This is a genomic window from Chryseobacterium sp. NFX27 (assembly GCF_049887855.1).
In the GTDB taxonomy this organism is placed as follows: Bacteria; Bacteroidota; Bacteroidia; order Flavobacteriales; family Weeksellaceae; genus Chryseobacterium.
In genome coordinates this window covers 153657-178567 of sequence record NZ_JAGEKK010000001.1, presented here as the reverse complement: position 1 = coordinate 178567, position 24911 = coordinate 153657, and the positions used below count along the sequence as shown (strand labels likewise).

18 protein-coding genes are annotated in these 24911 nt (G+C 38.3%); 8 read left to right on the top strand and 10 right to left on the bottom strand.

The genetic code is table 11. The features are described 5' to 3' along the window. Positions 1 to 107 precede the first annotated feature (107 nt). The 4 genes from J4Q03_RS00830 to J4Q03_RS00815 form a co-directional block, all read right to left on the bottom strand. Positions 108 to 1520, bottom strand: coding sequence for an efflux transporter outer membrane subunit (locus tag J4Q03_RS00830; protein WP_426046354.1), 1413 nt, complete (start codon positions 1518 to 1520; stop codon positions 108 to 110). A gap of 262 nt (positions 1521 to 1782) precedes the next feature. Then, positions 1783 to 4962 (bottom strand): efflux RND transporter permease subunit, encoded by a 3180-nt coding sequence (locus J4Q03_RS00825; RefSeq protein WP_426046353.1) that lies wholly within the window; start codon positions 4960 to 4962, stop codon positions 1783 to 1785. Between the two features lie 39 nt (positions 4963 to 5001). Continuing rightward, entirely contained in the window at positions 5002 to 6162 is a 1161-nt protein-coding gene (locus tag J4Q03_RS00820) for an efflux RND transporter periplasmic adaptor subunit (protein WP_426046352.1), read from the bottom strand. Between the two features lie 355 nt (positions 6163 to 6517). Continuing rightward, positions 6518 to 7114 (bottom strand): TetR/AcrR family transcriptional regulator, encoded by a 597-nt coding sequence (locus J4Q03_RS00815; RefSeq protein WP_111960491.1) that lies wholly within the window; start codon positions 7112 to 7114, stop codon positions 6518 to 6520. A gap of 158 nt (positions 7115 to 7272) precedes the next feature. On the opposite strand from J4Q03_RS00815, the gene J4Q03_RS00810 reads away from it, so the two are divergent. Beyond that, the gene (locus tag J4Q03_RS00810) at positions 7273 to 7827 is read left to right on the top strand and encodes a thioredoxin family protein (RefSeq protein WP_116012744.1); all 555 of its coding nucleotides are present in this window, start codon (positions 7273 to 7275) and stop codon (positions 7825 to 7827) included. A gap of 184 nt (positions 7828 to 8011) precedes the next feature. On the opposite strand, the gene J4Q03_RS00805 is transcribed toward J4Q03_RS00810, so the two are convergent. Beyond that, positions 8012 to 8917: an AraC family transcriptional regulator gene (locus tag J4Q03_RS00805; protein WP_426046351.1), complete on the bottom strand. Its 906-nt coding sequence runs from the start codon at positions 8915 to 8917 to the stop codon at positions 8012 to 8014. Positions 8918 to 9040: 123 nt separating this feature from the next. Between J4Q03_RS00805 and J4Q03_RS00800 the strand changes: the two genes are divergently transcribed. Genes J4Q03_RS00800 through J4Q03_RS00790 form a run of 3 tightly spaced genes read left to right on the top strand, consistent with a single transcriptional unit; the run spans position 9041 to position 14208 of the window. Then, the gene (locus J4Q03_RS00800; protein ID WP_426046350.1) at positions 9041 to 10270 is read left to right on the top strand and encodes an MFS transporter; all 1230 of its coding nucleotides are present in this window, start codon (positions 9041 to 9043) and stop codon (positions 10268 to 10270) included. Positions 10271 to 10272: 2 nt separating this feature from the next. Beyond that, positions 10273 to 11751 (top strand): trehalase family glycosidase, encoded by a 1479-nt coding sequence (locus J4Q03_RS00795; protein ID WP_426046349.1) that lies wholly within the window; start codon positions 10273 to 10275, stop codon positions 11749 to 11751. Between the two features lie 18 nt (positions 11752 to 11769). After that, positions 11770 to 14208 carry a TonB-dependent receptor gene (locus J4Q03_RS00790; protein ID WP_426046348.1) on the top strand — a complete coding sequence of 813 codons (2439 nt, stop codon included), beginning with the start codon at positions 11770 to 11772 and terminating at the stop codon, positions 14206 to 14208. Between the two features lie 209 nt (positions 14209 to 14417). Here J4Q03_RS00790 and J4Q03_RS00785 read toward each other — a convergent pair whose 3' ends face one another. Next, positions 14418 to 15056: an MBL fold metallo-hydrolase gene (locus tag J4Q03_RS00785; RefSeq protein ID WP_426046347.1), complete on the bottom strand. Its 639-nt coding sequence runs from the start codon at positions 15054 to 15056 to the stop codon at positions 14418 to 14420. Positions 15057 to 15127: 71 nt separating this feature from the next. Between J4Q03_RS00785 and J4Q03_RS00780 the strand changes: the two genes are divergently transcribed. Both J4Q03_RS00780 and J4Q03_RS00775 read left to right on the top strand, forming a co-directional pair. Continuing rightward, entirely contained in the window at positions 15128 to 16342 is a 1215-nt protein-coding gene (locus J4Q03_RS00780; protein ID WP_426046346.1) for a type IX secretion system plug protein domain-containing protein, read from the top strand. A 393-nt stretch (positions 16343 to 16735) separates the two neighbouring features. Further along, the gene (locus tag J4Q03_RS00775) at positions 16736 to 18697 is read left to right on the top strand and encodes a M4 family metallopeptidase (protein WP_426046345.1); all 1962 of its coding nucleotides are present in this window, start codon (positions 16736 to 16738) and stop codon (positions 18695 to 18697) included. A 68-nt stretch (positions 18698 to 18765) separates the two neighbouring features. Here J4Q03_RS00775 and hemH read toward each other — a convergent pair whose 3' ends face one another. Genes hemH through J4Q03_RS00760 form a run of 3 tightly spaced genes read right to left on the bottom strand, consistent with a single transcriptional unit; the run spans position 18766 to position 21226 of the window. After that, positions 18766 to 19794, bottom strand: coding sequence for a ferrochelatase (hemH, locus tag J4Q03_RS00770; RefSeq protein WP_426046344.1), 1029 nt, complete (start codon positions 19792 to 19794; stop codon positions 18766 to 18768). A gap of 15 nt (positions 19795 to 19809) precedes the next feature. Beyond that, on the bottom strand, positions 19810 to 20337 hold the full coding sequence (locus J4Q03_RS00765; RefSeq protein ID WP_426046343.1) for an NADPH-dependent FMN reductase: 528 nt from the start codon (positions 20335 to 20337) through the stop codon (positions 19810 to 19812). A gap of 10 nt (positions 20338 to 20347) precedes the next feature. Then, on the bottom strand, positions 20348 to 21226 hold the full coding sequence (locus J4Q03_RS00760) for a NifU family protein (RefSeq protein WP_426046342.1): 879 nt from the start codon (positions 21224 to 21226) through the stop codon (positions 20348 to 20350). A gap of 167 nt (positions 21227 to 21393) precedes the next feature. Here J4Q03_RS00760 and J4Q03_RS00755 point away from each other — a divergent pair, with 167 nt between their 5' ends. Next, positions 21394 to 21927, top strand: coding sequence for a gamma carbonic anhydrase family protein (locus tag J4Q03_RS00755; RefSeq protein ID WP_426046341.1), 534 nt, complete (start codon positions 21394 to 21396; stop codon positions 21925 to 21927). Between the two features lie 258 nt (positions 21928 to 22185). Here the strand turns inward: J4Q03_RS00755 and J4Q03_RS00750 are convergent, their stop codons facing one another. Next, positions 22186 to 22638 carry a hypothetical protein gene (locus tag J4Q03_RS00750; RefSeq protein ID WP_426046340.1) on the bottom strand — a complete coding sequence of 151 codons (453 nt, stop codon included), beginning with the start codon at positions 22636 to 22638 and terminating at the stop codon, positions 22186 to 22188. Positions 22639 to 22718: 80 nt separating this feature from the next. Here J4Q03_RS00750 and J4Q03_RS00745 point away from each other — a divergent pair, with 80 nt between their 5' ends. Then, positions 22719 to 24851, top strand: coding sequence for a helix-turn-helix domain-containing protein (locus tag J4Q03_RS00745; protein WP_426046339.1), 2133 nt, complete (start codon positions 22719 to 22721; stop codon positions 24849 to 24851). Positions 24852 to 24911 lie beyond the last annotated feature (60 nt).

Below are 24911 nucleotides of genomic sequence, written 5' to 3'. Positions count from 1 at the left end.
CGTAATCTTTGCAAATCTCAAAATGACACTTTTTCACAGTAAGCCTACGTTAAAAAAACGGTCCCCGAAAACCAGAGACCGTACTAAAAACAATATAATTAAATTTACTACTTCCAACCGCCGCCAAGCGCTCTGTAAAGATCTACAATGCTGCTCAGTCTCTGTCTTTTTACGGACGCAAGATTCAGTTCAGCCTGTAAAGAATTTCCCTGAGCTGTAATCACTTCTAAGTAATTGGCCATACCGCCTTTATAAAGCATTTCGGCACTTTTTATTCCGTTTTTTAACGTGGTTACCTGTTCTGTAGCTTTTTGTTCCTGAACTTTTAAGCTTTCATTAGAAACCAAAGCATCGGAAACTTCACCCACTGCATTTAAAACAGATTGACGGAACGCCAGAACGTTTTTCTCTCTTTGGATTTTAGCCACATTCAGATCGGTTTTCAACTGTCTTTTCTGAAAAATTGGCTGGGTAATTCCTCCCAATACAGATCCGAAAAGAGAGGCAGGAATCTGGAACCAGTTATCAATTTTAAATGAATTCACACCTCCGCTTGCTGTAATTTTCAAGGCAGGATACATATTAGCCTGTGCAATTCCCACCATTGAATTGGATTCCAACAAAACAAGTTCCTGCTGACGGACATCCGGACGACGGCTTACCATGGCTGCCGGAAGTCCTGCCGAGATATCCTGTGGAAGAGAAGTGTCGGACATTTCAATCGTTCTGTTGATTTTTGTTGGATTTTCACCTACAAGAATGCTCAAAGCATTTTCCTGGATCGCAATATTTTGTTCCAGTTGAGTAATCAGTAGCTCCGTTGACTGTTTCTGGGCCGTAGCCTGCTGAACGCCTAAAGAAGACGTATCGCCGCTTTGCCACATTTTTTCAGTAATTGATAAAGTATTACTGCTTAATTCTAAATTTGATTTTGCAATAGTTAATTGTTTGTCAAGCATCAGCAGGTTATAATATCCCTGGGCAATCGCTGCTACCACCTGGGTCTGTACTGCTTTCGTAGCTTCATAAGTCTGCAGATACTGCATTCTTGAAACTTCCTGCTGGTTTTTGATCTTTCCCCAGATATCAGCTTCCCATGAAAGATTGAATGCCGCATTATAATCTTCAACGTGGCTCTGACCTAAAAATGAATTTAAGCTTTTCCCGTTCATGCTGTTTTCCGAAGGCTTTGAAATTTGCGCGGAAACCGCAAAACCCACATCAGGATACTGAAGATATTTTGCCTGTTTTAGTTTTTCCTGTGAAGAAGCTACCTGTTTTAAAGCAATCTGCAGATCATAGTTATTTTTTATTCCTTTTTCAATCAATCCCTGTAAAATAGGATCGCTGAAAAACTGTTTCCATTCCAGGTTGGCAACACTTGCTGTATCGGCAGTTGCTGTGTATTGGAATTTTTCCGGGAGCTGAAGGTCCGGCTCCGTGTATGCCAGTTTTGACACACACGAAACCGCGCCCAAAGCCAATATAAGTGTTAGAAGAAAATTCTTAATTCTTTTCATAGTTTTAAATAGAATTTTTATTGAAAACAAAACTTTGAGAAGTTTTTATTGCAAAGAGGTCTTTAGTAGGAGAGTTACTTTGCTTGTTTTTGAACCATTAAGAATATTGAAGAAATTAAGCTTGGTTAAGAAAATCAAATGATTTTTAAGTCCGCATCACTTAAAACGGAGCTCATCTTAATATTCTTAATCTCTTAATAAAAACCTTAATGGTTATAAAAAATATGGTTTTAATATCTCAAAGTTTTGTATATCATATGTATTAATGAGCTGTTACCAAAAGTTCTTCCTGCTGTTTTTTCAGAAGTCTTCTTTTTTTTCTGCTCGGCATTTTTTCATGCAGATATTGGAAAATCACATACATTACCGGAATGATGAAAATCCCGAATACCACTCCTGTAAACATTCCCCCTACGGTACTGATACCGATAGAGTGGTTACCTTTTGCCGCAGCACCCTGTGTCCAAACCAACGGAAGCATACCGATAATGAAGGCAAATGAGGTCATCAGAATAGGTCTCAAACGTAATCTTGAAGCCTGAAGAGCTGATTCAATCAGTGTTTTTCCTGCTTTTCTCCTCTGAACGGCAAACTCTACAATCAGGATCGCATTTTTCGCTAACAGCCCGACCAGCATGATCAAACCTACCTGAACGTAAATATTATTGTCAATTCCCGCTAGTCCAGTGAAAGCAAATACTCCGAAAATCCCTGTAGGAACTGTTAAAATAACAGCAAACGGAAGGATGTAACTTTCATACTGGGCAGCCAATAAGAAATACACAAATAGTATACTTAACATGAATACAAATGCAGTCTGGCCACCTGTTTTGATTTCCTCACGGGTAATTCCCGTCCATTCGTATCCGAAACCTCTCGGAAGTGATTTCTGAGCCACTTCTTCTACAGCTTTAATGGCATCTCCGGTACTGTAGCCAGGTTTAGGAGTTCCATTGATGGTTACTGCATTGAAGAGGTTATTTCTTGTTACGGTTTCAGGCCCGAAAGTTCTTTTTAAAGTAACCAGAGTCTTTACAGGAACCATTTCACCTAAATTATTTTTAACATAAATTCCTTCCAGAGAATTAGCATCTGTACGGTAAGGAATATCTGCCTGAGCCATTACTCTGTAATATTTTCCGAACCTGTTGAAATCCGAAACAAAGCTACTTCCGTAATAGATCTGCATGGTCTGCATCAATTCTGTTATGGAAACTCCCAGCTGATTGGCTTTATCCGAATCCACATCAATTGTATATTGCGGGTTTCCGGCAGCATAAGTTGTAAAGGCAAACGCAATTTCCGGACGTTTCATCAGTTCACCGATGAAGGCTTGGGTTGTTGTTCCCAACTGTTCAAAAGAACCGTTCGTTTTATCCTGAAGCATAAATTCAAATCCGGAAACGTTACCAAATCCCTGTACTGTTGGGAAATTGAAGAAGAAAGCATTGGCATCTTTCACCTGTGACACTTTCCCTGTCAATGCAGCAGCAATTTGGTCGGGATCTTTCATTTCGCCGCGGTCTTTATAATCTTTCAGTTTGATAAAACCGGCAGAATAAGGGGAGGCGTTGGCATTACTGATAAAGTTCATCCCATCGGCTACCCAAAGGTGATTCATGGCTTTTTCAGCATTTACAATTTTATCAATCTGTTCAGTCGCTCTGTTCGTTCTGTCCAGTGAACTTCCCGGAGGAGTATTCACGGCATACAGAACAAATCCCTGGTCTTCTGTTGGAATAAATCCTGTAGGAGCTTTATTAATCAAGAAAATACTTGAAGCAATGATCAAAGCAAGACCTCCAACTGCAACCCATTTATTTTTGATCAAAAACTTCAGGCTGTAGATATATTTTCTGGTCATATTATTAAAGGCCACATTGAATGCGTTGAAGAATTTCGCTCCAAAACCTTTTTTATGACCGTGCTCGCCATGTTCTCCCTGAGGATCATTAAGGAATAATGCACATAAAGCCGGGCTTAATGTCAATGCGTTTACTGCTGAAATCATGATTGCAATCACCAATGTAAAGGCAAACTGTCTGTAGAAAACTCCCGCAGGACCCTGCATGAAACCAACCGGAATAAATACAGCACACATCACCAGTGTAATGGAAATAATGGCTCCGGAAATTTCACTCATGGAATTTGTAGTGGCCTGCTCTACAGGCATACCTGTCTGTTCCATTTTGGAATGTACCGCTTCTACCACCACGATGGCATCATCTACTACAATACCGATGGCGAGTACCAATGCGAACAATGTCAACATATTGATACTGAATCCAAATAACTGCAGGAAGAAGAAGGTACCGATAATGGCTACCGGAACTGCAATCGCAGGAATCAATGTAGATCTGAAATCCTGAAGGAAGATGTACACCACAATAAATACCAGGATAAATGCAATGATCAGAGTTTCCACTACCTGATGTATAGAGGCGTCCAGGAAGTCTTTGGAGTTGTACATGATAATCGGCTTTACTCCTTTTGGAAGGGTAGTCGAAAACTGATCAACCTGTTTTTCAATTTCAGTTAAAATTTCATTCGCATTGGAACCTGCAGTCTGAAGGATTGCGAAACCTGCTACAGGTTTACCGTCCACTCTGTTGGCTGCTGTATAGGTATAGGAACCGAATTCTACTCTGGCTACATCTTTTAATCTCAAAAATGAACCGTCATTATTGGCTTTAATAGCAATATTTTCGTAGTCTTCGTTTTTGCTTAATTTTCCTTTATACTTTAAAATATACTCGTAAGTTTCCTTACTTCCCTGTCCGAGACGTCCCGGCGCAGCTTCAAGGTTATGGTCTTTGATAGCAGCCATTACTTCCTGTGGAGAAAGGTTATTGGCGGCTAATCTGTCCGGTTTTAACCAAATTCTCATCGAGTAATCCCTCGTCCCGAAAACCTGAGCCTGCGCAACACCCGGGATACGCTGTATCTGTGGAATGACATTGATCTTCAGGTAGTTTTGAAGAAAAAGCTCGTCATATTGTTTAGGATCATCACTTGACAGCCCCATGAACATAATCATACTGTTCTGGACTTTCTGTGTAGAGATCCCGGCCTGAACTACTTCCTGAGGAAGCTGGCTCATCGCTTTGGATACACGGTTCTGGACGTTTACTGCGGCATTATCCGCATCTGAGCCCTGTTTGAAGAATACACTCAGGGTCATGGTACCGTCATTACTTGAGTTGGAGGTCATATAAGTCATATTCTCAACTCCGTTTACCGCTTCTTCAATAGGAACAGCAACCGAACGGGCTACAACTTCAGCGTTCGCTCCCGGATAAAATGCCGTTACCTGAACACTGGGAGGTGCAATATCCGGAAACAGGGTAATCGGCAGGTTGAAAACCGAAAGTGCTCCCAGCAATAGCAGTATGATGGAGATGACCGTTGAAAGTACCGGTCTTTCTATAAATTGTTTTAACATAAGAAGTTTATTTTTTTAAGTCTTCTGTATTAGGAACAGTTACAAAGGTTTAGCTCTCAATAAGCTGTCAGATGAAATTACTTTCGGCTTGATAGAAGCTCCGTCCTTTAAGTTTCCGATTCCGGTGTATACGATTTTCTCACCCGGAGAAAGTCCTTCAGAAATAAAGTAATAGCTTTCGGTTTTTCCTGAGATTTTTACCGGTTTGCTGGTTACTTTGTTGTCTTTGCCTAAAATATAGACATAGGTTTTGTCCTGAATTTCAAAAGTAGATTCCTGCGGGATCACCACAGCATTGGAAAGCATCTGTGGCATGCGCACTCTTCCTGTGTTTCCTGTTCTTAGAGCACCTTTTGCATTAGGAAAAACCGCACGCACGGTGATGGCTCCGGTGGTTTTATCAAACTGGCCGTCTACAATACTCATTTTTCCTTTTTCAGGATACGTACTGTTGTCTGCGATCACCAGGTCTACCATTGGCATATTTTTCAGTTTTTCGTCTAAGCTGGCTCCTGAATATTTATTCTGAAACGCGATAAAATCCAGTTCACTTAAAGAAAAATAGGCGTAGATTTCGCTGATGTCCGATAATAGGGTCAATGGATTAGGATCTGCTCTTGAAATCAGGCTTCCTTTTTTATAAGGAATTCTTCCGATATATCCGCTTACCGGTGCTGTAATGGTGGTAAATCCTACATTAATTCTGGCACCTCCTACAGATGCTTTTGCCTGTGATGCGGCGGCCACGGCAGCTGCATAATTGGCTTTTGCTGTTTTCATCTGTACATCAGAAACCACTTTTGCCTCTACCAGCGGCTGAAGTCTGTCAACTTCCACTTTAGCCTTTTGAATATTGGCATTGGCCACCTGTAAATTAGCCTGAGCCATATTCATTTGCTCGCCATAGGCTCTTGAATCTATTTTAAATAATGGCTGTCCGGCTCTTACGTAAGCGCCTTCTTCTACGTAGATTCTGTCCAGGTACCCATCTACCTGAGATCTGATCTCTACGTTGTTTTTACCTTCCAGTGCGGTAGGGAATTCCTGATATGTTGTAGCTGGAGAGGTGATCACGGTGTAAACCGGAAGTTCCGGAGCAGGCGGTGCTGCATTGGAACCTTCTGCTGCTTGGGTACAGTTCTGCAAAAGGATAATACTTGATATAAGTACAATAAACCTTATTTTTCCAGGTATTTTCATTGTTGGTTTAATTTTTTTAATGAAGTGTTAGATTTAAGTAATAGTGTTCTTTTAATAAATTCTGTTATTTTTCCTAACGGTGTTAATATTTGGTTCAAAAAAAATTCCAGAATTTTTAATAAAGGAGTCAGATCGTCATTTTCATAATTGCTGTCTGTTTTTTAATGTTGAAGTTGATATAAATGAGGTGTATTAAATGTGTGTTAATTTATCTAACAGTGTTAAGTGGTTGGAAAAATTATCCTGAAATATAGAGTGATAGTTTTCATGTTACTTTTTTTAGTTTTTAACTGATAATTTACTGATATTTGATGTTATATTTCCTAACGGTGTTAATTTTTGATTCAAAAAAAAATTACAAAGACTTAACAAAAGCAGAAACTGTTTCGTCTAAAGTCGTTTTATTCATTGTAGAAGGAATATCCGTATTACGCATCATCATAATGGAGATCAGTCCATGCACTGCCGAAAATAAAGCATGTGACATATGGCAGGCATTGTCCGGATTAGATCCGTTCTTTTTAATAATATTATAGGTACACTCGTAAATAAGGTCCTGGAATGATGAAAACTCTTCCTTCATCTGACCTTTTCCACTGCATTGCATTCCTAAACCGAACATCAGCTGATAGTATTCTTTATTTTTAAAAGCAAAATTCCAGTAGGCATCTACTATGGCAATAAGCTGCTCTTCAGGGGTGTCAAATTTTCTCTGGGCTTTTAACAGTTCTATGTGAAGACAGTGAAAGCCATTTAAAGAAATTTCATACAAAATTGCTTCTTTGTTTTCAAAATAATCATAGACTACAGGAGCACTGTACTCAATAGCATCTGCAATCTTCCGCATCGAAAGTGATGCCCAGCCCTCTGTTTTAGCCAAACCGAAAGCCGCCTGCAAAATATTTGCACGGATGGATTCTTTCTCTCTTTGACGACGTTCATGTAGGCCCATGATTTTTTATTTACTAACAGTGTTAGCAAAACTACAAACTTTTTGATATATCTTCCAAATATTATTTAAAAATTAACATTTAACGCAAGTTTATAAATTCCTGAATTGGCTTTATATTAAAAGAAACTTTATCTTTGCGGATAAAGAAAATAAAGGATATGAATACTCCCTCTAATATGCTGGCTCTAGGAACCAAAGCTCCGTTTTTCGAACTTCCTAACCCTTCAAAGACTAACGAGATCCAATCTCTGGAAGAACTGAAAGGTGAAAAAGGAACACTGGTGATCTTTATGTGCAACCATTGCCCGTTTGTTCTTCACGTGATCGACAAGATCAACGAACTGTATGAAGATTATAATGATAAAGGGATTGAATTCATTGCGATCAATGCCAATGATGTAGAAAAATATCCGGCTGATGCTCCGGAGAAAATGATAGAATTCCAGATCGAAAGAAATTTCGATTTCCCTTATCTGTATGATGAAAGCCAAGCCGTAGCCAAAGCTTATGATGCTGCCTGCACACCGGACTTCTATTTCTTTGATGATAAGCTGGACCTTATCTATAGAGGACAGATGGATGATTCAAGACCTGGGAACAATAAAGATGTAACCGGAGAAGATCTGATCATCGCTTTTGAAAACCTTTTGTTGGGAGAACCGCAGGAAGAAATTCAAAGACCAAGCATGGGTTGTAATATCAAATGGAAATAATATTATAGTGAATGGTTGATTTTAACCATCATATATATATGTATAAGCTGTTCTTTTCAAGAGCAGTTTTTTTTTTATAAACCTCTGCATAATCAGTTTGATTTGCGGGGAATATTCATGATATTCTATAAAAATATGCTCCGACTTCGCTCAGTATGACTTCGCTAAAAAATTCAAATTGTTTTTAAAAACCAGCCTTAACCTTAACCTCATTTTCAACCTTGAAATCCACACTCACCTTATTATGCGAATAATTCTTAATAAACTCCGAAGGTGTCTTTTCAGTATACTTTTTAAACATCCTGTTAAAATAGGTTACGTTATTAAAGCCGCAGCTGTAACTGCATTCTGAGATACTCATATCCTGAGCCATCAGCAGACACGCCTTATTGATACGGTATCGGTTGACAAATTCCGTAAACGTGATCTGGGTAGCCTTTTTGAAAAAATTACAGAAAGCCGGAAGCGTAAGGTTGGCGAGTTTCGCAACATCTTCAATATTGATTTCCTGATCATAGTGATGTTCAACGTACGTAAAGATATTTTCCAGCCTTGTTTTGTTTTTTGAGATAATGGTATATGGCATAATTTCTTTGTTCAAAAGATCATAATCCTTACATTTTGAAAGTTCAAATAAAATTTCAAGCAGGAGCAGATATCTTTTGTAGCCTTCTGATTCCAACATCAGTTTCAGTTTGGGAAGCAATACTTTTTTAGTCTTATGATGAAAGTGAATTCCGTATTTTGAAAGTTCCAGGAGATTTTTGATCGATCGGGCTTCCACTTCCTGCTGTGGAAACTGAAGAATTTCCTCTCTGAACTGAAGAACAATTTCTTCATGAGGATCGGTAGAATTTAATCCAAATCCTGAATGCGGAATATTGGAACCGATTAATACAAGATCACCGTTGGTATAATTGCTTTTGTGATACCCAACATGGCGGGTTCCGTTCCCGGAAACAATGCAGACAAGCTCAATTTCGGGATGGTAATGATATTCCCATTTGAATTCTGAAATCGGTGAATTGTTGTGCAAAGTGCGGAAAGAGCTCTTTTCATCCGGAATTATTCTTTCAAAACTAACTTTCATCTGATTAATCGTATTTACCCTATAAAAATACTAATTATATTAATATAGTTCAAATATTGATTTATTGTGTTAAATTAATGTTAAGTGAAATGCTTCTATCTTAGCCGACAAGAAATGATCTCCATGAAAAATTTCAATATCAAAGCTGTCTTATTTTTGAATTATTTTGTTTTCGCGATTCTTTTGAATTCCGTGGGAACAGTTATTCTGCAGGTACAGCAGAACTTCGGAATTTCAAAATCCTCAGCCAGTATTCTGGAAGGATTTAAGGACCTTCCGATCGCTATATGTTCATTTATTCTGGCATCATTCCTTCCGAAAATAGGAATCAAAAATTCTATGTTGGTGGCCCTTTTTCTGGTAAGCTGCATGTGTTTTGTAATGCCTTTTGCCAATGATTTCTGGTTTTTCAAATTATTATTTACCATTGTAGGAATTTCATTTGCCTTAATAAAAATCTCAGTATTTACATCGATTGGTCTTGTCACAGAAACAGATAAAGAACATTCCAGCTTCATGGGATTTCTGGAAGGGTTTTTCATGATAGGGGTGCTTGCAGGAAATGTACTTTTCAGTTTATTTATTGATGATCACAATCCGAAATCTACCCGGTGGCTGAATGTATATTGGGTCCTGGGAGCAGTTTCTGCATTATCATTTCTGTTTTTATTCTTTTCAAAATTAAATGAAAAAGAAGCGAGAAGTGAGAAAACCGATTGGTTGGGAGATCTGAAGAACAGTATAAGCTTATTCAGTTATAAGAAAGTTTTGTTTTTTCTTTTGTGTGCTTTTCTTTTTGTACTGGTAGAGCAGAGTTTTCAGACGTGGACGCCTACTTTTTATAAAGAAATACTGAAGCTTCCAACTTCTATGAGTATCCAGGCGGGAGCAGTTCTGGCGGGAGCTTTTGCACTGGGAAGATTTTTATCAGGTTTTTTCTCTAAAAAATTCAGCTGGATCTACGTGGTTTCTTTCTGCGTAATCGGTTTTGCCATCAGTATTGTATTGGTTCTCCCACTGACCCATAATATTCAGATTGATGAAGGAACGGGATGGTTCAATGCTCCGCTTGTGGTGTATTTATTTCCACTGATGGGAGGTTTGCTGGCACCGATTTATCCAAGCATCAATTCTGTGATTCTGGCCTCTATTCCAAAATATTTACACAGTGCAATGTCCGGACTGATTGTCGTTTTTTCTGCAATTGGAGGAACAATTGGTTCCATGATTACCGGTTTTGTTTTTCAGGAATTCAGCGGACAGCAGGCATTTTATCTTTCACTGATTCCGCTTTCACTGCTGATTATCTCAGCTATTTTCATGAACAAATTAAAAATAAATCCTAAGAAATAATAATGAATAAACAGCTTTACATAAAGGAAATTCAGGCTCTTTTTGATGATGTGCAAAGAGCTCAGATCTTTGAAGACCAGAAGATGATGACCGATGCCGTTCCGATGTTTCCTGTCTCGGAGATTAATGCAGAATATGAAAAGAAAAAGAATAGTGAAGGATTTGATCTGAAAGATTTTGTAATGGCGAATTTTGATTTTCTGGGAGCGAAAATATCAATCCAGAGAGAAGATCAGCTGCCGATTGAGCAGCACATCGAAAAGCTTTGGGATGAACTGACCCGCACTGCCTACGAAGAAAAAGGAACATTACTGAAGCTTCCGAAGCCATACATCGTCCCGGGAGGCCGTTTCAATGAATTTTTCTATTGGGACAGCTATTTTATTATGCTGGGTCTTCAGGTTTCGGGAAGAACAGAAATGATGGAAAATATTATAGAGAACTGTTCTTACTTAATTCAAAATGTAGGATTTGTTCCCAATGCCAGCAGAACGCACTTTCTGAGCCGTTCACAGCCTCCCTATTTTTCGCTGATGCTGGATTTGCTTTTTGAAACCCAAAAAGATGAAATAATTTATACTCAATACCATGATACTTTAGAAAAAGAATATGCTTTCTGGATGAACGGGGAAGAATGGCTGGAGAATGATTCCAGTGTAAAAAGAGTGGCGAAAACGAAGAACGGAGATATTCTGAACCGTTATTATGATGCAGAAAATTCACCGCGCCCTGAAAGCTATCTGATTGATATTGAAGACAGCGAAAATGCAGGAGAAGAATTTTACAGAAATATAAGAAGTGCCTGCGAATCCGGCTGGGATTTTTCCAGCAGATGGTTTGCAGACGGAGAACATATACAGACCATAGAAACGCTGAACATTGCGGAGGTAGATCTGAACTGTCTTTTATGGCATTTGGAGAAGACACTTGCAAAATCCTCAGCGCTTCTGAACCTGGCAGATAAAGAAAATTATTTTACTGAAAGAGCAGCAAGACGCAGACAGATGATCAATACCTACTTTTGGGATGAAAACACTGAATGTTATAAAGATTATCACTTAAAAAAACACAAAAACACACCGTCTGAACATATTGCTGCTCTTTACCCTTTATTTCTTGAACTGGCAGACCAGACCCAGGCAGAATCTGTTGCTAAACATATGGCTGAAAAGCTTCTTTATCAGGGAGGCCTTGTAACCACCACAAAAAAAACCGGACAGCAATGGGATCTTCCGAATGCATGGGCGCCATATCAGTGGTTAGGCTTTAAAGCAATGAAAAACTATGGGTTTGATGAACTGGCTGAGAAAATAAAAAACAACTGGTGTGGGAATGTTGAAAGGGTATACAGCAACACCGGAAAATTAATGGAAAAATACAACGCGTTAGACACTGAAACAATTGCGGGAGGCGGAGAATACCCGAATCAGGACGGATTCGGATGGACAAACGGGGTCTATCTCAAATTAAAACAAAACTAACTATATAAAAATCATGCTATGAAAAAAAGATCGATATTTTTAATGGCTGCCACCGCTACGCTTTACTTTAACAATGCGTATGCCCAGGAAACCCCTCAGGACACCATCAAAACGTCTTCTATAGACCAGATCGTTATTACCGGGAGCTCCGGCCCGAAAAAGAAAATAGAATCCAGTACGGCTATTTCTACCTTTACGGCCAAAGAGATCCAGAAACAGAATCCTATCAGTGCTGCGGCGCTTTTACAGAGAGTTCCCGGTTTTGCCGTGGAAACTTCCGGAGGTGAAGTAGGCAACAACCTTTTTGCAAGAGGTATTCCTTCTGCGGGAGCTTACGAATTTGTGCAGGTTCAGGAAGACGGACTTGCCGTTTTTGAAGATGGAGCACTTCAGTTTGCCAATGCGGATAATTTCTTCCGTGTGGATAATTCTGTAAGCAGGCTGGAAGCATTAAGGGGAGGGTCCGGTTCCATTTATGCAACCAATTCTCCGGGAGGTCTGATCAACTTTATTACTAAAGAAGGAAGCAATGACTTTAAAGGGACGGCTAAACTGGAAACCAGTACTTATGGATTGATGCGTACAGATATTAACGTAGGAGGTGCTTTGGTCCAGGATAAGCTTTTCTTTAATGTTGGCGGTTTCTACAGAACAGATAACGGAATCAGAAAGACAGGTTTCAGAGCCAACAATGGAGGCCAGATCAGAATGAACCTTAAATATGTCTTTGATAAAGGCTATGCAAAAGTATATTACAAAAAACTGGATGACAGGAACACATTCTACCTTCCGATTCCTCTGTTACAGGATGGAAACGACCTGAAAGAATTTCCTGGTTTCGATGCCAATTATGGAACATACAGCTACAGAGCGATTAGCCAGTTAAGTATTCCACAGGCCGGCGGAGGTTTTTTCAAAAGAGATCTTGAAAACGGAATCCACCCGAAAGTAGATGTGGTAGGTGCAGAATTTAAATATGATCTTGGGAATAATTTCAGCGTTTTGAACAAAACGAGATACACCAATATCAATATGGAATATACCGGAATGTTCCCTGCCGGAGCCCCTAAACTGGCTTCTGAATTTGCTCAGAATATGGGGATGTCCAATTACCAATACGCTCTGGTGAGTAATGGTGCCGTTATAAATCCTCAATATGTACAGAAATTAGGATTCTGGGCTATTGATAAGCAGATGAATAATTTTGTAAATGACCTTCAGCTGAATTATAAATTTGATAAAGGAAATGTGACCGCAGGTTTCTACAAATCAAACTGGAAATCCCACCAATACTGGAACTGGAGCAATATCTTAACGACAGCTTCAGACAGACCCCAGCTTTTAAATTTGGTTAATCCATCAATGAGTCCTTCAGATATTGGATATTCTAAAACCTACAATGGTGTTACGGATATGTCCTTCCTTATCAGGGATTCGCAGATTCAGGGAAGTCTTAATGATCTGTATTTAAATTTAGATTATAACATTACAGATGCCTTAAGCTTAAATGGTGGAATGCGCTACAGCCGCGACTATTATAAAGGATACGGAGTGAATACAACAACTGCGAATCTTAATAATTCAGGCTTAACGACCGACGGAACCCACGGTTTTGAAACAACAACAGCTGACGATAATATGGCGGTACTGGGCAATAAGTACACTTACTGGTATTATGATATCAATAAGGTTTCCTATACATTGGCTGCAAACTATAAGATCAACAAAGGGAATGCTGTATATGCACGTTTTTCTCACGGTTTCAGATCCCCGAATGAAGAAGCTTACTATAATAATATGTCAGATCTGAGTGCTATCAAAGCCGTTGATACCAATCAGCTTGAAGTGGGATACAAATATTATTCGCGTACTTTTGATATCGGAATTATTCCTTTCTATTCTACGCTTAAAAATCTTTCATTCACGGATGTATTTTCAGATGGGACTTCAGAAAATAAATTCGCCAATACCACCAATTTTGGGGTAGAGATCGAAGGATATACAAGACTCTTCAATAATATATTGGAAGTGACGTTCAACGGAACTATCCAGAATCCGAAATACAAAGATTTCGTAGGGAAAAATGCGGATGGAACTACATTTGATTACGATGGAAACACCGTAAGAAGAATGCCTAAATTCTATTTCAATATTTCTCCTGCAGTGAACATCACAAAAGAATGGAGAGCTTATGTAAGCATGAACTACTACGGAAAACGTTTCCAGAACGAAGGTAATACGGATGATAATATTCTGCCTTCATTCACTGAAGTTGGGGCGGGAATGTCTTATCAGCTAGGGAAAATACGTTTTGCAGTAGACGGAACGAATATCTTTAACACGATTGGAATTACCGAAGGAGATCCTAGATCCCAGACTGCAGCAGGAACAAATATCAGAATGGCAAGACCAATTATGGGAGCCGCGGCAAGAGCGTCTGTCACATTAGATTTCTAAACTTATATTATTTCTTCATAAATGAACCGCCAGAGTTGATTATCTCCGGCGGTTTTTATTTTTTATTGAAAGAGGCAAAAGACAAAATTTCAGATATAAGATATTGAATTCAGATATGAGACTTTTAGTAGTAATTTTAGCAACCAGCAACTCAAAGCTAAACTCATATACCCTAATACTCTCAAACTCTCCAACTCCAAAACCCAACCTTATTTAAAAAACGGATTATACTGTTTCTCAAATCCTATTGTAGTAGGATTGCCGTGGCCTGAAAAAACCTTTGTCTCATCATCCAGAATAAATAATTTATTGGTGATGCCGTCGATAAGCTGGTCATAATTTCCTTTGTAAAGATCAGTTCTTCCAATGCTTCCTTCAAAAAGAACATCCCCTGAAATCATAAATTTCTGCTCTTCATTATGATAAACTACGCTTCCCGGAGAATGCCCGGGAACATGATAGATTTTTAATTTTTCTCCGTCCAGCTCAAGAACTTCGCCTTCGTTAATGTATTTGATATCTGCTTTTACGGATTCAACAGAGAATCCGAATCTTATTCCGCTGGCCTGAAGCATGTCCAGCACTTCCTGATCTTCCTGATGCATATGAACGGGAACTTTGAAAATGTCAAAAGCCCACTGCAAACCCAGAACGTGGTCAATGTGAGCATGAGTCAGAAGAATCTTATCGATTTTCAGACCGTTTTCGGAAATAAAGCTTTCTATAGCTTTGGTTTCCTGCTCATTCATATTTCCCGGATCAATCAGCCAGGCATTTTTATTTTCGTTGTAAAGGATATAAGTATTTTCGCTGGCAAAATTGAATACGAAGCCTTGGATCTGAAGCATAACTGATATTTTTTTATTTCAAAAATACGATATTATTAAGAAAATCCCGATTTTTCGTTATCTTCGTCATAATGAAAACTTTGCGAATACTTTTACTTTCTTTGGGCGGAATGGTTTTTGGACAAAACATCCAGAGTATACAACTATTCAACCCTCAGACAAACGATGAAACGCCTGTTATAAAATTCGGAGAACAACTGGTTTTAAGCTTTGACGACCTTACCAATGCCAGCGAGATCTACAGGTATACGATCAAACATTATGACCGGAACTGGAATGATGACAACTTGTTTTTTACAGAAATTGCCAATGGAAGTTTAAACGGGCTTTTGGATAAGTTTGAATATTCTTTTAATACCATACAGGCTTATACCCATTACAAGCTTACCTTCCCTAATGAGAAAATGCAGCCAAAGATTTCCGGAAATTTTGAGCTGATTGTTTATAAAGATTCAGCTGACAGACCTCTTTTCAAAAAACGTTTTTATCTGGTGGAAGATGCTGCCACGGTTGCTTTGAATGTCTCAAGAATTGCAGATGCCAAAAAACCGAATATCAACCAAAGGATAGAGGTGAAAGCGACTTCAAAGGCGGGAGACCTCTCTTCCAATGTCAATTCCATGACTTTGAACGTGATGCAGAACAACAACCCTAATGAAGTGGTTAATAATCTGAAACCAAGTGCAACATTAGGAAACCAACTTCTTTTTCAGCAGATGAACTTAACATTTCCCGGCAATAACGAATTCTATTATTTCGACAATAAGAATATGAATATGGCTGCCGATATGGTAAGTGCTACAGAATTGAAGGACGGAGTGAATCATACGTATCTCCATCCGGTATGGGCTTTTCCCCTGAACTATCAGTATCAGCCCGATGTAAACGGAGCATGGTTCTATAGAAGAAATGATCTGGGACTGGAAAGAAATGCCGAAAGGGAAGCCGATTATTCATGGGTGTATTTTTCTCTGGATTCTGATCCTGTCGATAAAGAGATCTATGTGCTTGGAGGTTTCAATAATTTTACACCTGGCAAAGAAAATCAGATGCAGTACGATGCAGCCAGTAAAAAATATATTGCTAAAATATTCCTGAAACAAGGGTTTTACAACTACATACTTGCCACAAAAGAAAGCAACGGATCTCTGAATTTTGGAGAAATAAACGGTAATTTCTGGCAGACGGAAAACCTTTATCAGGCATTTTTATATTATGCACCTTTCGGACGCAATTATGACGGACTTATGGGATATGGAGAATTCAGAACTCCTATTGGTAAATAATTGGGAATAAATTGTCCTTTTTTTATCAAATATTCTGCGCAAAGTGATTTATACAAAGTAAAAATAATTTTTAGAAAAAACTGTCTCATAAGAGATGGTTTTTTTTTGAAGTTATGATGAATAAACAGTTTAGAAGGAATTAAAGGGATTGTAAGTTAGTCTTTTGCTATGCAAAGCATATTGAAAAAAATATTTCATAAAATGTTGAATTATATAAAAATTATTAGTCTATAGTTTTTGTAGGAATAAAAATATTTTCAATTAATTATAATGTTTTAAAAAATATTTTTAATTTAAAACATTTGTTCTATTTATTTATTGAATTTTATTTATGTATTTAATTGTTTTATTACGAAAAACATATAAATTCGTCTCACATTAAACAAATTTTTTATGAAAACGAAATTTATCTTAGCAGTAAGCGTTGCAGCTTTCTCTTTTACTTTTGGACAGGAAACTCCATCAAAACTAATTCCGGGTAAAAGCGGCCTTCATGCAGAATTCATGCGATTTGATAAAAATGGTCCTGCTTTTAAAGGGGAGCCTGTGTTATTTAATGAAACATCTCAAAGGCTTTCACCAGGACAGTCGCTTAAGTTGGGATTGGAAAAGGATCAATTAGGTTTTGAGACTCATAGATTCCAGCAGACCATCAATGGTATTCCTGTAGAATATGGAATGATGGCTGTACAGACTAAGGGTGGGAAAATAGTAGGAGAAACCGGGAAATGGATACTTAAGGAAACTGCTGCAGAGAAAAAAGCAAATATTTCTGAAAGTACTGCATTACAGAATGCCTTATCTTTTGTAGGCGCCGACTCTTATAAATGGCAGAACAAAGAAGAAGAGGAATTCATTAAAAATGAATCTAAAAATGCTCATGCAAGCTTTGCTCCAAAAGGGGAGCTGGTATATTATTCAGATCCTTCTGATGAAAAGATAGGAGACGTAAAGCTTGCATACAAATTTGATATCTATGCAGAAAAGCCATTAAGCAGACAATATGTTTTTGTAGATGCTAAAGATGGTAATGTTTTGGGAACAAATGCTTTGATTCATGAAACCAATGCTCCGGGAACGGCTACAACGGCTTATAGCGGAAATAGATCTATTGTTGCCGATTCGTATAGCGGAAGTTATAGATTAAGAGAAGCCGGAAGAAATGGAGGAACCGCTGTAGAAACATATAACCTGAGAAAAGGAACCAGCTATTCATCAGCCGTAGATTTTACGGACGCGGATAATAACTGGAATAACGTAAACACAAATAAAGATCAATATGCTACCGATGCCCACTGGGGAGCTGAAATGACTTTGGATTATTTATATACGAAATTTGGAAGAAAAAGTATAGATAATAATAATTTTGCCATAAAATCTTATGTTCATTACTCAACGAATTATTTTAATGCGTTTTGGGATGGAGCAAGAATGACTTACGGAGACGGCAGCTCTACTACAAACGGAGGCAAGCCATTAACAGCTCTTGATGTTTGCGGACACGAGATTACTCACGGTTTAACCACTAAAACAGCAAATCTTGCTTATCAAAGAGAGTCCGGAGCTCTGAATGAAGGTTTTTCCGATATTTTTGGGAATACCATAGAACTTTGGGCCAGACCAACACAGGCAAACTGGAAATTAGGGGAAGATTTCAGCTATGTAATCAGAGATATGGCCAACCCGAATGCTTACAGCCAGCCTGATACTTATAAAGGAACTTACTGGAAGGATGCGAGCAGCACCTGTACTCCCCAGGGAAATCCAAATTTACCAGGATATAATGATTATTGCGGTGTACATACCAATTCAGGAGTTCTTAACTTCTGGTACTATTTGCTGGTAACCGGAGGTTCGGGAACTAATGATAAAGGCTTTGCTTATAATGTTTCCGGAATAGGATTGGATAAAGCCGGAGCTATTGCTTACAGAACACTTACCAGCTACCTTGTTTCTTCTTCTACTTTTGCTAATGCCAGAACGTATTCACTTCAGGCAGCAGCAGACTTATATGGAGCCGGAAGTAACGAAGTAACGCAGGTTACCAATGCATGGAATGCAGTAGGTGTTGGAGGAGGTACTTCGGCAGCAGGAAAAATGGCAGCTCCTGATACTTTACTTTACACGATCAGTCCAAATCCGGCTACCGATAAATTTACGGTTGAATTCAACGGAAAAGAAGGAAACGGAATTGTTGAGCTAGTTAGCCTGACAGGAAAAAGAGAGCTTTCTGAAAAAATCAAGATTACTGAAGGTAACAATAAAATAGATGTTAGGCTTCCGTCTAATATACTTTCAGGAGTATATGTAGTAACGGTTAACGGACAAAAAGCCGGAAACCTAATCAAAAAATAATTTTAATATATTTCTAAAAAGGGCCGCAAAATTTATTTTGCGGCCCTTTTGCTTTATGTATTGAGAAATTATACCAGATAAAAATCATTCAGTTTTTCCTCACAGAGTATCTTTACTACATCGATCCAGCGGTCTTCATCATTCAGGCACGGGATATAATGGAAATTTTCTCCGCCTCCATGCTGAAACTGTTCCTTACCTTCTACCGAAATCTCTTCCAGGGTTTCCAGACAATCGGAAACAAAAGCAGGACAGACAATGGCCAGATTTTTTACCCCTTTCTTAGGAATCGTTTCTAAAGTCTCATCCGTATAAGGCTCTATCCATTTATCTTTTCCTAATCTCGACTGGAAAGAAACAATTGTTTTTTCTTTGGGAAGCCCTATCTTGGCAATAACAGCTTCTGTTGTTTTATAGCACTGATGGCGGTAACAGAACTGGTGGCTCGGATTAGTGTCCCTTGAACAGCAGTCATTAAGATTACAGGTCTTTGTAGGATCTGTTTTATAAATGTGCCTTTCCGGTACCCCATGATAAGAGAACTGTAAAACGTCAAAATTTTCAGGCAATTTTTCTTTAATACTTTCCGCAAGACAGTTGATGTAGATTTCCCGGTTGTAAAAGGGCTGTATATAATTGATCTTTACATTCGGAAATTTCTTTTTCCGTACTTCCTCTGCTTTTTCAATCACCGTTTCCGTAGTACTCATCGCATATTGCGGGTACAGTGGGAACAGAACGATCTCAGAAACTCCCTGATCAACTAACTTTTGAATTCCAGTTTCAATGCTCGGTTCCGCATATCTCATTCCGATTTCCACAGGAACATCAACTACTTTCTGCAGTTTCTTTTGGATTTTTTCAGTAATGACAATTAAAGGTGAACCCTCATCAGTCCAAACTGTTTTATAGGCTTCTGCAGATTTTGCAGGTCTTGTTTTAAGAATAATTCCCTGAACTAAAAGAGCGCGGAAGATCCAGCGGTAATCGATGACCTTTTCATCCATCAAAAATTCATCAAGATATTCCTTTACATCATTTACAGCCGTAGATTTTGGAGAACCAAGATTTACCAGTAAAATTCCTTTTTTATCCAATATTTTTAATTTTAATTATGAAACAGCGTTTTCGAAATCTGTTATCAATGTTGATACTTGGGCAAAGGTATTATTTTCAACTAAGCCGTTATCATTAAATTTACCCTTTATCCCTTTTATTAAAAGCTGATGCTGATCTTCTGTACCGGCGCCAAGCGTTTTCAGAATCATTACCAATTCTTCATGCCCTTTTTCTCCGTTGGCAGATGCTGTAATTACAGCAACCGGTTTTTCAGAAAAAACAGTGGTAGAAACACACCATTCCAATAAGTTTTTCAGTCTGCCCGGAATACTGAAAATATATTCCGGAGTAGAAAATAAGACCCCTGCCGAATTTTCAATTTCTTCCCTGATCTTCAATACTTCGTCTGGTGTATCAGTATCAGTTAATGAAGTGTCAAAATGCGGAAGAGCAGAAAGATTATCATATATGCGGAAATCGGTGTCCGGATGTTTTTCCAGAACCTGTTCTATTAATTTCAGATTGCTGGAATTTTTTGTGGCACTTCCAATAATGACCAAGATTTTCTTTCCGGGTACCATTGACGAACAGTTATCCGTTTACAGCTTCTACTTTTTCCACTAAATCCGGAACGAACTGTTTTAAAATATTCTCAATTCCGTTTTTCAAAGTAGCTGTAGAGCTTGGACATCCTGAGCAGGCTCCCTGTAACAGCATTTTGGCAGTTTTACTTTCCTGGTCATACTCCATAAGGGAAATTTTACCACCGTCATTCTCTACTGCAGGAGCAACATATTCATTTAAAATATCTGAAATTTTCTGCTCGTCATCGGTATAGTCTCTGTTGATGATCTTTTCAACAGGGTTTTCATGATTCTGAGGCTCAAGATTTGAAATTTCGCCGCCACTCTGAAGATACTCAGCAATAAAACCTCGTACAGCCATCATTACCTGGTGCCATTCCACAGAATCATCTCTGGTTACGGCAACAAAATTATCTGAAATAAAAATTTCTTTTGCAAAATCAAATTCATTAAAGATAGCCTGAGCCAAAGGAACGCCTTCGGATTTATCTCTCGATTTTACTTCCACAAAACCTTCCATAAGCAGTTTGCTGGAAACAAACTTCATCGCATTAGGATTAGGAGTCATTTCAGCATAAATCTGATACATTTCCTTTCTTTTCTGAAGGTAAATTCTTGGATTGGCCAATAATTCATCCTCAATGACATTTTTCAGGCTGTCAGCTACATGTTCCCATTCTACAGTATCCTGTTTTGCTACAGCCACAAAATTCGCTGTAATAAAAACTCTTTCCACAAAAGGATAGTTGAAAAGTTCCTGAGCTAAAGGAATTTCTGAAATATCTGAACTTCTGTCCAACTCTAAAGAGCCCGGGATCAGGTTATAATCCGCGACAAATTTCATCACTTTCGGGTTTTCAGTTGGTTCTATAAGTATCGTACGCATTTTTTCGTTAAATTTGAGATACAAAAATACGCAATTAGAAATTAGAAGTTGAAGATTAGAATTTAGATTTTTGCTATCACGGTTATTTAAAATTAGAAGTTAAAAGCGACCGCTGCAAAAATTATTACTTTCAAATTGACTTATTTTCAAATTATCAAATTAAAATTATGGCAATTGTAAAAGAACTTTTAGGAAAAACTCCTCAGATAGGAGAGGGTACATTTTTGGCAGAAACGGCAACCATTATCGGTGACGTTACGATGGGAAAGGAATGCAGTATCTGGTATAATGCAGTGATCAGGGGAGATGTACATTACATCAGGATGGGCGATAAAGTAAATGTTCAGGACAATGCTATGTTGCACTGCACTTATCTGAAACACCCTTTAAATATTGGAAATAACGTTTCCATCGGACATAATGCAATCGTTCATGGCTGTACCATTAAAGATAACGTACTGATCGGTATGGGAGCTATCGTTATGGATGACTGCCTGGTAGAAGAAAATTCTATTGTAGGAGCAGGTTCTGTAGTGACACAGGGAACCCATATTAAATCAGGAGAAGTCTGGGGGGGGGTTCCGGCAAAGAAAATTAAAGATATTTCTGCCCAACTATTGGAAGGAGAAGTCAACAGAATTGCTGATAATTACGTAAAGTATTCTTCTTGGTATAAAGAAAATCTGGAAGTGGGAAGCTAGTTGAGTTACAGGGTTTGAGAGTATTAGAGTAAAGAGTTGCTTGTTGACAGTTGCTCAATTTACTATCAAAAAAGTTTTATGTCAGATATCTACTCTCAAATTAGTAATACATTATACTTTTTACATTTTACAAAAAAACAAAATAAAAGCTCCATCATACCGATAGAGCTTTTTTCAATCCTTAGTATAAACTCCTGAATGAGATTTATATGTTGATTTTTCAACAGGATATATAACCTTTGCTTTGATTTTTTCTTTTTATTGCTCTGCTGTTATAAGCTGGGCTTTTCCATTGATACATTTAACAGATGTCGCAGGCATCACCAACATACAGTCAGAAGTGATATTATACTTTTCATTAAAGGCTTTTACTTTCTGCGTATATTCCTCAATTCTTGGGAGAATGGTCGTCTCTGTTTTTTTAGGATAAGCGATGTATTGCTGAGGTCCGCCACAGGCTTTGGCTCCCATTGGGGCAAACGTCCATTCCGAAGCAGCCGTACATTTTTCTTTGGATGCTTCAGATTCAATAGATGCTTTTAATCTATCCAGCTGAGCCTGTTCATATTTTTGACTGTCTTCATCAGCGGGTCTTTCAGAAATATCTTTAGGCAGATTGGTATTGACATTTTTGGATGTATTGCACGAAACCAGGGTAAATGTAGCGCATAATAGTAATAGTGGAGTATAAATGAAACTTTTTTTCATCATAAATTATTTTCTGTTAAAGAATTTTCAAAAGTTGTGCCAAGGTAAGAAAATCAAATTCATTTCCGTAATTTTGAAGCACAATGAATAATCATTTTTTTGACTTAATAGAGCACACGAACAGAAGCGTTTTTCTTACGGGAAAGGCCGGAACAGGTAAAACAACCTTCCTTAATGATTTTGTAAAGAAAACGAGGAAAAAGTATATTGTGGTTGCCCCTACCGGAATTGCCGCGATTAATGCAGGGGGAGTTACCATCCATTCCATGTTTGGACTGCCTTTAAGGACTTTTTTACCGACCACAGACCGTATTGATGGCAGCTTGGCAAATAATATTGCCGACCTGATGCCTCATTTCAAATACAGAAAAGACAAGCTTAAACTTTTAAGAGAAGTGGAGGTGCTTATTATCGATGAGGTTTCCATGCTGAGAGCTGATGTTCTCGATATGATGGATTTCTCGCTGAGATTTATAAGAAGAAATAACCAGCGGTTCGGCGGGGTGCAGATGCTGTTCATTGGGGATCTTTACCAGCTTCCACCGGTGGTGAGAGATGAACATATTTTAAAGATCTGTTATCCGTCACCGTTCTTTTTCGACAGTCATGCCATTAAAGATATTCCTCTTTTGACGATTGAATTAACGAAGGTGTACAGACAGTCGGATGAAAAATTCCTGGATATTCTGAACGCGATCCGCGACGGTGATGTCGCCAATATCAATTTTGAGGATCTTAATAAAAGGTATGACCCCGATTTTAAGGCAGGAACTGAATCTTACGTTTATCTGTGTTCACACAATAAAATGGCAGATGAGATCAATCAGGAAAAACTTGAAGAAATTGATCTGACCGTTAAAACCTATGAAGCAAAGCTCTTTGGAGATTTTAAAGAAAACCAGTTTCCGAACGAGCAGTTTTTAGAACTGAAAGTAGGGGCACAGGTCATGTTCATCAGAAATGATATTACCGGTGAGAAAAAATATTTCAACGGAAAACTGGGAGAAATTTCTGCTTTGGACGATAATGAGATTAAAGTTGTTCTTGATGGCAGTGAAAGAGAAATTACCGTTAAAAGAGAGGTCTGGGAACAGAAAAAATATTTCCTGGATACCGAAAAAAATATCAAAGAAGAGGTTTTAGGAAGCTTCGAACAGTTTCCGATAAAGCTGGCGTGGGCGGTTACCATCCATAAAAGCCAGGGGTTAACGTTTGATAATGTGATCATTGATGCCGGAAAAAGCTTTACGGCCGGGCAGGTTTATGTTGCACTGTCCAGATGCCGTACACTGGAAGGGATCGTTTTGAAATCTAAAATTACCCCTGAAGTTATTTTTAAAGACAGCAGAATTCTGCAGTTTCAGGGAAGTACCCTTGCAAATGATAATGTAGAAGCCATTCTGAACCGCGAAAAATACGACTACAGCATCAAAAAAGTACTTCGCACCGTCAACTGTCTGTGGTTTCTGAATGAAGTGGAAGAGTGGAATAAACTGTCTATTACCACAAAAAGTATTGATCATGTAAAAACAAACCAGCTGTATCTTCAGCTGAAGCACGAAATTGTCAACCTTGGGAAGATCTTTGAAAAACTGGAAAGGGTAATTTCCCAGAAGGTGAATAATTTCATTGAAAATAAAGAAGAATGGTCCGAGATTGAAAGCAAAACCAAAGGGGCAGTTAATTTCTTTTTCACAGAAATCAGAGACAAAGTATTTAATCCGCTGAAAGAATTCTATGCTGAAATTAAAGGAGCAAAAGGTCTGAAACAGTATAATGAAGAATTCAGGAACTGGCTGGAAGATACAGAAGAATACCTGAACAGCCTGAAAGAGGTGCATCTGCTGGAAACGAAGCTTTTAGATGAAAAAAATGACAAAGAAATCAATTTAAAGATCGCAAAAGTTCCTTCACAGGTTCTGACCTTTCAATTATTTGAGCAGGGAAAAACCATCGGAGAAATTGCCATGGAAAGAGGTCTGGTAAAAGAAACAGTAATCGGGCATTTGGCAAAATTTGCAGAACAGGGATTGCTGGACATTTCAAGAGTGATCACTTCGGATAAGATCAAAGCTTTTGAAAAAGAATTCTACGAAAACCCTCATGAAACCTTAACGGAATGGAAAAATGCATTGCCCAATGATTTTGAATTTAATGAGATCAGAATTCTGATCAATCATTATAATTTTAAAAAAGAGAAGAACGATTCAGTATAACAAAAAAGACTGTCCCAAAAGTGAGACAGTCTTTTTTATTTATTCAGTAGATCCTGGTTG